Source organism: Spirosoma sp. (assembly GCF_026391055.1).
In the GTDB taxonomy this organism is placed as follows: Bacteria; Bacteroidota; Bacteroidia; order Cytophagales; family Spirosomataceae; genus Spirosoma.
On the sequence record NZ_JAPLET010000004.1, the window covers coordinates 1 to 10,644 of the forward strand.

Sequence of the window (10,644 nt, forward strand, 5' to 3'; positions counted from 1 at the left end):
CAGTAGCGTTCATAAGCTTGTTGTTTGATGAGCAATATGGGGTTTTCTTAGCAACGGGACATAGAATTACGCTAAGCGTTTTTGGCCTGTATCCAGTACTTATTCAATGGCAAAATGTGGTACTTTGAAATGGGGTATAAGTTTCAGATACAACTTTAAGGCTGGATTTCGACATTTTGACACCATGGCTTTGCTGTACCAGAAAATCCTCCTTTTTGTAAACAATTGATAATCATCAAGAATTTACATCGAATTTCCTTAGCGTAATTCTTTGTCCAGTTACTAAAAGAAGCCCAATATACCCTCTATTTTTCTTTCCCCTTTGTTTCTAAACCGAATACTTTGGCTGTGTAGCTACCGACGTTCTTGACCTTGCCATCAGCGACTTTAATTTGCACATCGTAGAGTTGTCGCGTGATGGTTTCGGCGGAGTGGGTGGCCAGCACGGTATCCGCCTGATCGGGCCGGAGTCGAAATTGTTTAACCAAACGTTCGTGCAGACTTGACGTTAGAACAGGTTCGGGTTTAGCTTGGTAGAAGACCTCAAACTCGACTTCAACGACTGGCTTACGGCCACGTCCAGGACGATCACCATAAATAGGCTTGTATGTAAATGTGATGTCTGTATGGTTGTTAATTTCCTTAGCAGCTATATCTAAAACTCTTCGCTGAAAATTTGTCCAGTCAGGGTAACTATCCTTGCCAGTTTTAGGATCAACAATCCATAGCATAGACTTGAGATCCGCTATATCGCGTCGGAATGTCTTGTCAGCCATGTTTTTGTACATACATAATAGTTCATAAATCCGTTTAGCGTAAGCTGAATTAAGCGAGATTGCTGCTGCCAACTGAACCTTAGTATACTTTTTATTGAGGTCTACATACAGGGGACGAACATAACGAGATAGTTCGATCTCGATCAAGTCAGTACCCTTCTTAAACCGTGCAGAAGTTATGAATGTCGCAATTAAAGCATCTCCACCTGATAACGTTGTTTCAAATACACGGCTCATCAATTTGCGAGCAGCTTGCTTATAAGCTTCACCCATTAAGCGTTCAGAGCCTGTTATCTTGGCCATCTCCTTAACAGATACTTGGTATGCTTTTGTCTCAGGGTCTTCAGGTCTAACCTGAGCAACAACCATATATAGTAGGTTTTTTTCGGTTTCGCTCATCTCATACCGAGCTACTGTCAATGCATTATCCTGCCATATTTCAATTGACTTCTTCATTTATAGCACTATCTGATTATCAAGCAAATATAAAAACTTCTTAATAAACTTTCTGTAAGTAATAAAAAAAAGTTTATTAGCTATCAAACGCCAGTTTATTAAGGCTGGATTTGTAATCAAACGCCAGTTTATTAAGGCTGGATTTGTAATCAAACGCCAGTTTATTAGTAATCAAACGCCAGTTTATTAAAGTTATCCACAGCGTAAGAGTTTAGTAATCAGAGGGTTATTTGCTAAATTTTCGCCTTACAAGTGTTTAACAAGTGATATTTGATAATACACAAGCACTTGTTGTAAAAAAAGTGGCTTGAAAAAGCGGCTTTTAGGGTAGCTGACGCGACCGAAAAATGAACAGTCAAGAGATTGCTAATGAGTAAATCAAAATCAAATTGGAAAGGGAAGAAAAAGCAAAAAACTAAAAGGGGCAAAGGGGCGGCAACTATAAATTTAGTTAAGCTCGATTTTTTACTAATCTATTCGACCGGATAACACCTACCCCGACAGCCGCAGCAGTGGCCAGTCCTTTCCCTGTCATTACCTCCTGACTAATACACACCTACAACACAGGGGAAAAAAAGAAAACCTACTTGTGTAATTGGCCATCCGGTGCGATATTGTGTCTCGGTTGTAAAGCAAGCCATGACTTTGTAGCTACAAACCTTCCTATCGGTCGGTTTTTCGCACAAAGTCAGCCGACCATTACGCAAGCTTATGGTCGGCAAGCTTGCCAGCCGTTCCCTCTGGACTCCCGTAGTATGACCGACAAGAAGAGTATCACCCTGCGCTTTCGGGCCAGTGCCGATGAGCAACAACAGATTGAAGCCAAAGCTACCCTAGCCGGGCTGACAGTGAGTGAGTACGTGCGTCGGGTGGCCACTGGCCAGCCGATACAGGAACGGCTACCCGCCGAGCTGCGGCAGGTCATTGTCGGCGTGGCCAACAATTTAAACCAGCTTACCCGCTACGCGCATCTGCGGCAGTTCGACGACAAGGCGATCAACGAGATCCTATACCAGTTAAAAACCGCCCTTCGATGATTGCCAAGACGACGACCGGGAAGAGTTTCGGCCCCGCCCTGGAGTATGGGGCCGGTCTGAAGGAAGGGAAAGAAAACAAACCGGCGCAGTTGCTGGGTGCATCGAACCTGGGGGCGCGTGATCCGCAGGGAATGGCCGCTGAGATGATGGCTGTGGCTGATAGCAGCCGGTGTCGAAGTCCGGTCTGGCATACCTCGCTAAATTGGCCAAAGGGGGAAACCCTCGAGAAGCAGCAACTGCTTCGGGCTGCGTCGGAGTACTGTCGCCAAATGGGGGCCGATCCCACCCGTCACCAGGTAGCTATTTACCAGCACCATGACCGGCCTCACACCCACATTCACATTTACATCAACCGTGTACCGATGGACGGAGGCCCCGCCCTGGATACCAGTCACAACTACGCCCGGAATGTGAAAGTCTGTCAAGCGATCACCGAGCAGCTAGGTATGCGCAAACTACCCGAGCAACGCCAAAGCTTAAACGATCACAATCCCCATAAGCAAACGACCCGCGAATACGTGCAGGAGATGCTCAAAACAACGCTCACAAATCCCCAGATAACGGCAGTCGAGCAGTTAGGTGAACAGCTGCGATTAAAGGGCGTAGAGAGCCAGTTTAAGCACGATAGCCAAGGGGCATTAGTGGGGTGCAGTTTTCGCTACGACGAAACCGCCGTAAAGGGGACGGAAGTAGGCTACAAGGCCAAGCAGATCGCCCAGCAGTTGAACCTGAACCAGCAAGAGCAGAACCAAAGTCAACATGCCTGGAACGCTTTGTTTGCAGGTTATACCGCTGCGACAGAAAAAGACCGCTGGAATGAGATTTTAACGGGCTACCAGCAAACGAAGGGGGAAGAAATGAAGCAACCTAAGCCCCAACAAGAGAAAAGGCCGGAAATCGAGGAAAAACAACAAAAAACACCCAAGCGCGGGTTAGGACTATGAACCCACAGGATTTATTCAACGACATCAAGGCGATCAAAGCCCAATTAGATGAATTAAGCAAACGACCAGCCCCGGCCACGGCGGAACAGCTAGTACAGGTGACTGATCGGCCCATTACGTTAGATGCCAAAAGCTTTGCCCAGCATGTGCTCCCCGATCTGAAAAAGGGCCTTCCAGATACAGCGGCTATTGAACAGGCAGCTGATAAGGCGGCCAGCCGAATTGCGCAGACGGCTGATACAGCGGTTCAGAACTTTGAGAAGACTGCGCAGCGAATTCCCCGTCATGTCCGAGTAACGGGTGACATCTATGGGTTCACTAGCTGGAATGCCGCTTTGATTTACGGAGTAGTGTTATTACTAGTGGTTTTTGGTGCTTGGTTACTGTGTGACCACTACCGGGAGCAGGCTCAGGAAACCGTTATCTACAAACAAGCTCAAGAGGTTATTCGAGAGCGCGATTATTATTATAACCAGATACAAGATTACAAGCGCAACAACGCCAAATATGCGCGCTTATTTCCGGCCTATGACGATAAAGGGTTCTGGAGCCAGTCCAATGAACCACGATGATCTAAACGTTTACGTCCTACTAACCCTTTTTGCCTAATCCGGTTAGGGTAAATAACTTAGCAACCCTTATCACTTATTCTGTTAAAAATAAACACGATGGCTACTCCGCAATCGTTCCTGGCCGATGGTGGGGAAATGGGTAAACTGACTCGCCAGTACAATTGGGCCCAGACGTCCTTAGGACCGATGGCGCAGTGGCCAACGAGTTTACAAATCACCGTTCGCAATCTGCTCCATTCGGCGTTTCCCATGTTTCTCTGGTGGGGACCGGAACTGATCTGCTTCTACAATGACGCCTACCGGCCTAGCTTAGGCGATCATGGCAAACACCCGCATATGCTGGGTAAACCCGCCAAAGCCGTGTGGTCGGAAATTTGGGACTTTATTAGCCCCTTAATCGAGCAGGTGATGAGGACGGCCCAATCGGTATGGTATGAGAATCAGCTAGTGCCCATCTACCGGAATGGCCAACTCGAAGAGGTGTACTGGACCTTTAGCTACAGTCCGGCGTTTAATGAAGTAGGACAGGTGCAAGGCGTTTTGGTTACCTGTATCGAAACGACACCGCAGGTTAATCTGTTCAATCAACTCCGATTGTCTGAACAACGGTTTCAAAATCTAGTACGCGACGCATCGATTGCGATCATTGTCCTAACGGGACAAGAGATGCGGGTGAGTATCGTCAACCAGGCTTATGCCCGGCTGATTGATCGGGGAATTGATGAGCTGCAAGGCCACCCTTTATTTGACATCATTCCAGAAGCAGAAGAACCGTTTCGGGCCATCATTCAGGAGGTTCGACAAACCGGTGAACCGCTTTACCTGTATGACCAGCCTTATGCCATATATGGAGAACAAGGCAAAAAGGAAGGCTTTCTCAACCTAGTTTACCAACCCTTCCGGGAGATAGACGGCTCCATTACCGGCGTCATGGTACTTTGTCAGGATGTAACCCAGCAAGTGGTGAGCCGTCAGGCGGTTGCGGAGAGCGAAACCCGCTTTCGTACGCTCATTGAACAGGCCCCGGTAGCTACCTGCCTGTTTGTGGGGCGTGATCTGGTCATCGAGATCGCTAACGAAGCGATGATTACTTTTTTTGGTCAGGGTCCATCTATTCTAAACAAGCCCATCCGGGACGTGTTGCCCAATACGGACGCTGATCAGGCCGCCATTGCTCTACTGGATACCGTTTTGGCTACCGGAGAGCCCTATGCGGCGACGGGTGCCCCGGCCAGTTTGACCATCCATGGCCGACCGGGTACCTACTACTTCGATTTAAGTCTAAAACCCTTACGTAACGCAGCCGGTGAGGTATATGCGGTCCTGGAAACAGCCGTTGACGTGACCGAGCAAGAGGTAGCCCGGCGGGCATTAGCGGAAAGTGAACTCCGCTTGCAATCCATCATCGACTTAGCTGAACTAGGCTCATATAGCATCGATGTAGCCACTCAGCGCATCACCAAGTCGCCCCGGGTTGCCCAGTGGTATGGCCTCCCCGAGTTGACCGACGTGGCCACCTCGATCCATGCGATCCAGGAACGTGATCGAGACTGGATTCGTCAGGTACTCAACGACGCGCTTAAGCCAGGCTCGACCGGCTTTTACCAGGTTGAGTACACCGTCATCAATGCGACGACGGGCCGTCAGCGTATCCTGCGGACTAATGGGCAGGTCAAGTGGGGCGCCTCCGGGCAAGCCGTCCGCATTGACGGCACGGTGCTCGACATTACCACCCAACACGCGCTTCAAGAGGAGCTCGAACGCCAGGTCCAGCAGCGGACCGACGAGTTATGGGCCAGTAAACAAGCCACGGAACGGGCGAATCAAGGGTTAGCCGAGGCCAATCGGGATCTAACCCGCTCCAACCAGAATCTACAACAGTTCGCCTACATTGCCTCCCATGATTTACAGGAGCCTCTCCGCAAGATTCAATCCTTCAGCGATATCCTAAGAAGTCAGTATGAATCGCAATTAGGCGATGGAGTCGAGCACCTTCACCGAATGCAGCTAGCGGCCAGCCGCATGTCAATTCTTATTCGTGACCTGCTGGCTTATTCCCGCATTTCCACTCACCCCGATACCACCGTACCGGTGTCCCTGACTACCGTAGTCAGAACAACGGTAGACGATTTAGACTTGTTGATTGCCGAGACGGGGGCTATCGTACGGATTGATGAGCTACCCACTATCCTAGGCGATCCATCCCAACTAGGCCAACTGTTTCAAAATCTGCTCAGTAACGCGGTAAAATTTCGGCGAACGAATACCGCTCCTCATATCGAAGTTCGTTGCCAACTCGTACCGGCTAGTGCCCTGCCGACAAGCCCTCAACCAACCCGCCAGACCACAGATTACTACCTGATTGAGGTGGTTGATAACGGCATTGGTTTCGATGACAGGTACACCAACCGCATTTTTCAGGTCTTTCAACGGCTGCATGGTAAAAACGAGTACGCTGGCAGCGGTATCGGGTTAGCGATTTGCGAAAAAGTGGTGGCCAACCACGGCGGTGCTATCTGGGCGCGCAGTCAACCGGGTCAAGGGGCTACGTTTAGTATTTACTTTCCATACCCGTAAAAAAGAGCTTATTTGAGTAGTGTCTCAGTTTGAATTTTATTTCTCTTTTTTATTGATGCTGATAAACAGTTTGATAAGTTTAGCTTGCGTCTTAGCTTCAACTTGATCAATAAACCTTTCGGTTACTTTAAAAACGTACAGTTCCAATATTTTATCGAACTTCATTTGACATGTACCATTTAGGGTACTACGTTAAAGCTTACCTTGCAACCTTCTAAGGTACACTAATTAAACTACGAAGCCCGATTAATTAGCCGGGCTTCGTTTTATTTAATAATCAACTCCACAATTTGCTGCATTGTCATTGGTCTACTGACTAATCCGGTCAAGAATAAAATTCAAACTGAGACATTACCCTTATTTAAGTTCTTTAAATGCTAGTACAGGTGTTCTGTTAGTTTCTTAGGTAAGAGCTACTAGGTTTAATATTTCCCCGTAAGCCGTCAATCATCGGACTCTATGAGTTAGTCAATCCTTTCTATAAGCTATGCTACATGCACCGACCGTCTGGGTAGTTGATGATGATGCCGATGATCAATATTTCATTGAACGGGCCTTCAAGCAACTTCTGCCTTCCATAACAATCAAGCAGTTAACGGATGGTGATGAGGTCATTCCGTGTTTACAGGAAGCGGCTGTACTCCCCCGGTTGATTTTGTTAGACTTAAATATGATGCGCCAAAACGGTCATGAAACCCTGGCCGAACTACGCCGTATCCCTGCTTATCGAAGACTACCCATTGTCGTCTTCACGACTTCTCAGGCCGAAGCCGATAAACAGAAATCATTGGCTCTGGGGGCAAACGGCTTTTTGACCAAACCTCCGACTCTACAGGGCATTCTTCAACTCTTAAGCGAACTGATTTCGGTATGGAACCTGAATTAAGCAACGTTAAGCGTTTACCCCGCCTCTTTGATACCACATTGCTATAGAGTCAACGTTGAATTATAACTAGACGTCCCCGGTACCATGCCGTGCCGGAGCGGCCCATTTACAAGCAGAACCCGTTCATCAGAAGGGATTAATCTTGCTGTCAAAGTAATGGCCGGATCATCTCAACGACATCTAAAAAGCCGTTTTCTTTTATGAAAATAGCTTGTGCGCCTAGTTGATAAGCCCGATGCTCTTCGTCGGGCGTTAAACAGGTAGTCAGCATCACGACAGACAGATGCTGGTAGGCAGGCAGAGTGCGGAGGGTTTGTAAGATGTCTAAACCCGTCTGGTAGGTTAAACGCAGGTCGAGTAGCACCAGTTTCGGTGGATGGGTAGTCTGAGCCAGGCCCATGAGCAATTCCTCTCCGTTTGAAAGAAACTTAATAGAACGAAGGGGAATGATTTCTTGTAAAGCTATTCCAATCAGAAACTGGTCGTCTTCATCATCATCGACCACCCAAATCGGTTGGCTATCTTGCATAAGGTAAATAAGGCCTAAAACCTACGAGATAACCTATATCTATCCTAGAGACAAAAGACATAATCGGCTCTATTGGTCAGCTAGTCAGCAGGACTGTATCTTATAAACATCTATTAACTCTATAGAGTTCTATAGTAATAAAACTAGCTGATTTTAAGGATTATCTATGTAAATAGGGTAAAACTAGAAAACTAGTTCACATAGAGCCTTCAACGTACCAATAAGTTGATTGACTTGCTCTTGGAGATAGGTTTGGCTAACTGTTGATCTTTTGATCGCTAAATAGTCGAGTAGCCTCTTTAATTCAATCCGTAGTTCATCTTCCTGTCCCCTCTCTTTCAACTTCGGTAAGGCTAAATCCTCTACGATTGACTGAATAGTACCTAAGTTGCGCGCTAGCATTTCCTGATAATCTTCCTGTTCGTGCGGGGGTAGCTTACCTTCTAAGCAATGGATTGCATAACAAATGATGGTGAAATGGCTTCTAAGATCATGAACCAGCCTCAGAAAATCTTTTTCCATAGCGAGTAAAACTGTCTATAAGCAATTAATAAGTAAAGGTTTTCTCACGAGTGACTTATGCATACCCGAAAGGTTAGTAACTTACCTTTGAAAGCAAAGCCTTTCTCCCCTACGATTTATCGACGCTGACCATTGAGTCAGTCAACTTGTAAAAAACTGATTTAGTGTCGTTTCGGTTTTTCTCGTATAGCCCGAAATAGCCTATGCCTGATAAAACTAGGGTGCATGATCCGTGAACTAGTGGCATACTATACGCGACTTGAAAACACCCGTTTTCTAACATCTTCCTCAAAGACTAGATAAACAGCTGGGTCTGTTGTTAGAAGGTAGTATCACCTACGGCCCTTATGGAAGAGCGAACTAATATGGATTGGCTCCTGGTTGTCGAGGATCAGATTGATCTATGGACAATTATACAAAGAGCTTTAACGGATTTATCCCCTCCGATACCAACTCGTCATGCCCCTAACGTGATAACTGCCCTAAGCCACTTACATAGCTGTCGAATAGAAGGTAAGTCCTTACCCCGATTTGTTCTGTCCGATCTGTATGTACCTGAGCGAACAGATGGCTTTCATTTACTTGGCGCCATTAAGAGTGCTTCTTCAGGGTTTAACCACCTACCTGTCGTCATAATGAGTTCCTCAACGCAGGACCAGGATCGTCAAGCGGTTAATGAACGGGGGGGTGTGTATTTAGTGAAGCCGCTCACCGCTAAGGAGTGGGCTGATTTCTTAAGTACCCTTCAGTACTATTGGCGAAAGAGCACTACCCATATAGTGGATAAGTGCAACAATGTCGGGTTGCAAACATGAATAAAACGTAGCACTTTGTTGGGATGTGTTGTATAATGATTGTTATGTTATGTGACTATAAATAGAAAGCGGCTACCCTCTCAGAGTAGCCGCTTTCTTCGTAAAATACAAGAGACTTACTTTTTCCCCTTTCCAACCATTATCGCCGAGCTATACCAATGGATTCCATAAATCGGGACAGTTTAGCCAGGTAACGTTGCAATACAACTTGTTCAATGGAGTCAAACCCGCTTTCAGTCTCTATTTGAAAGCGAATCTTATAGTCATAATCGGGTAGTACCTCCAATACTTCTGCTAAATAAAAACTACGCCGATTAACATCGTTGAAAATAGCTAATTGGCCTTTTGTTAATCTTAGCTTGTCACTGATATCTCTGTACATACAATTGATAGATAAGTAGTTAAGGATTGCAAAACAAAACTAGTAGTTTTGTTTTGCACTATGATAAGGCAGAAAATTTCGTAGTTTAGGGCCACAACAAAACGTCCAACTTTATTCGATGGCTACCCAGAATGCCAAAACAAAACTGAAGTTAAGTTCTGCACAGGTCGAGCCGACCACAGCCGAATTAAGGTCTCCTGATGAGATTCCAGCGATAAAAGAAGAGGAAAAGGCGAAAGGAGGGCGACCCCGACGGGCCCCAGATGTCGGTTTGTGGACGATTCGCGGGGTTGATCTGGAAACCCGTACAGCCATTGAGAAGGCTGCGCAGCATAGCGGCAAAACGATTGGTCAGTACGTCAACGAGGAGTTAAGACAGTACGCCCAAGAGCAGCTTAAAAAAGGACATCAACCCCCAATGCGTCAGCAGGATATTCGTACTGAATTAGACGACATTAAGGGCCTGATTACACAACTGGCCGACCGCCTACCAGCGCAGGAAAAACGGGGTTTTTTTCAGCGGTTATTTGGTTAGGCTTCTACTCGTAGACATTCTTACGGTGAGCAACCTTCATGACGAAAATAGTGATCTCTGCATCCTCGATAGCGTAAATAACCCGATAATCCCCCACTCGGATACGGTAGTAATCGTTATAATCGTTTCCTGGCATATCGAAGTTTTTTAACTTCTTATGACCGTTTGGTTTGGGCTCCTCAACCAGTCCCTCTATTTTTTCAAAGATCCGATCCTGCATCTTAGCCGGAATACGCTTTAATTCCTTCGCTGCGGACTCGGTGATAACAATCTTATACCCCACGGCGACTAGCTAAGATTTCGTTTTTGACTTCTTCAAAGGGGCGTGTAGGCTCATTCCTTCGCTCCACAGCGTCCAACGTATCAATGAGGTCTTCTACGATCTCCTGAACAGCCGCGTTGGTTAAATCGAGTTGTAAAGCGGTCTTTTCCCCTTTACTGTTGGTGACATAGCTGATGCCTTGACGAATTGCAGTAGCGTTCATAAGCTTGTTGTTTGATGAGCAATATGGGGTTTTCTTAGCAACGGGACATAGAATTACGCTAAGCGTTTTTGGCCTGTATCCAGTACTTATTCAATGGCAAAATGTGGTACTTTGAAATGGGGTATAAG

The 10,644-nt window shown here is 46.6% G+C and carries 12 protein-coding genes; 7 read left to right on the forward strand and 5 right to left on the reverse strand.

All coding sequences use genetic code 11. From position 1 onward, the window contains the following. Positions 1–305: 305 nt before the first annotated feature. On the reverse strand, positions 306–1,232 hold the full coding sequence (locus tag NT073_RS00485; protein ID WP_297367089.1) for a replication initiation protein: 927 nt from the start codon (positions 1,230–1,232) through the stop codon (positions 306–308). Between the two features lie 755 nt (positions 1,233–1,987). Here NT073_RS00485 and mobC point away from each other — a divergent pair. The 5 genes from mobC to NT073_RS00510 all read left to right on the forward strand — a co-directional run bounded on the left by mobC (position 1,988) and on the right by NT073_RS00510 (position 7,248). Beyond that, positions 1,988–2,269, forward strand: coding sequence for a plasmid mobilization relaxosome protein MobC (gene mobC, locus NT073_RS00490; RefSeq protein ID WP_297367092.1), 282 nt, complete (start codon positions 1,988–1,990; stop codon positions 2,267–2,269). Continuing rightward, entirely contained in the window at positions 2,266–3,213 is a 948-nt protein-coding gene (locus tag NT073_RS00495) for a relaxase/mobilization nuclease domain-containing protein (protein ID WP_297367095.1), read from the forward strand. Before mobC ends, NT073_RS00495 begins: the two co-directional genes overlap by 4 nt. After that, entirely contained in the window at positions 3,210–3,785 is a 576-nt protein-coding gene (locus NT073_RS00500; RefSeq protein WP_297367098.1) for a hypothetical protein, read from the forward strand. Before NT073_RS00495 ends, NT073_RS00500 begins: the two co-directional genes overlap by 4 nt. A 96-nt stretch (positions 3,786–3,881) precedes the next feature. Then, positions 3,882–6,362: a PAS domain-containing protein gene (locus NT073_RS00505; RefSeq protein WP_297367101.1), complete on the forward strand. Its 2,481-nt coding sequence runs from the start codon at positions 3,882–3,884 to the stop codon at positions 6,360–6,362. Positions 6,363–6,849: 487 nt separating this feature from the next. Continuing rightward, the gene (locus tag NT073_RS00510; protein WP_297367104.1) at positions 6,850–7,248 is read left to right on the forward strand and encodes a response regulator; all 399 of its coding nucleotides are present in this window, start codon (positions 6,850–6,852) and stop codon (positions 7,246–7,248) included. A 148-nt stretch (positions 7,249–7,396) separates the two neighbouring features. Here NT073_RS00510 and NT073_RS00515 read toward each other — a convergent pair whose 3' ends face one another. Both NT073_RS00515 and NT073_RS00520 read right to left on the reverse strand, forming a co-directional pair. Further along, positions 7,397–7,777: a response regulator gene (locus NT073_RS00515; RefSeq protein ID WP_297367107.1), complete on the reverse strand. Its 381-nt coding sequence runs from the start codon at positions 7,775–7,777 to the stop codon at positions 7,397–7,399. 183 nt (positions 7,778–7,960) lie between these two features. Next, positions 7,961–8,299 carry a hypothetical protein gene (locus tag NT073_RS00520; protein WP_297367110.1) on the reverse strand — a complete coding sequence of 113 codons (339 nt, stop codon included), beginning with the start codon at positions 8,297–8,299 and terminating at the stop codon, positions 7,961–7,963. Positions 8,300–8,664: 365 nt separating this feature from the next. Between NT073_RS00520 and NT073_RS33270 the strand changes: the two genes are divergently transcribed. Together NT073_RS33270 and NT073_RS00525 are read left to right on the forward strand one after the other, a co-directional pair. Further along, positions 8,665–9,114 (forward strand): response regulator, encoded by a 450-nt coding sequence (locus NT073_RS33270; RefSeq protein ID WP_366107206.1) that lies wholly within the window; start codon positions 8,665–8,667, stop codon positions 9,112–9,114. 500 nt (positions 9,115–9,614) lie between these two features. Next, positions 9,615–10,031 (forward strand): hypothetical protein, encoded by a 417-nt coding sequence (locus tag NT073_RS00525; RefSeq protein WP_297367112.1) that lies wholly within the window; start codon positions 9,615–9,617, stop codon positions 10,029–10,031. Positions 10,032–10,035: 4 nt separating this feature from the next. Here the strand turns inward: NT073_RS00525 and NT073_RS00530 are convergent, their stop codons facing one another. Then, the gene (locus NT073_RS00530; RefSeq protein ID WP_297367116.1) at positions 10,036–10,314 is read right to left on the reverse strand and encodes a type II toxin-antitoxin system RelE/ParE family toxin; all 279 of its coding nucleotides are present in this window, start codon (positions 10,312–10,314) and stop codon (positions 10,036–10,038) included. Next, the gene (locus NT073_RS00535) at positions 10,304–10,516 is read right to left on the reverse strand and encodes a hypothetical protein (RefSeq protein ID WP_297367119.1); all 213 of its coding nucleotides are present in this window, start codon (positions 10,514–10,516) and stop codon (positions 10,304–10,306) included. Before NT073_RS00535 ends, NT073_RS00530 begins: the two co-directional genes overlap by 11 nt. Between the last annotated feature and the right edge of the window lie 128 nt (positions 10,517–10,644).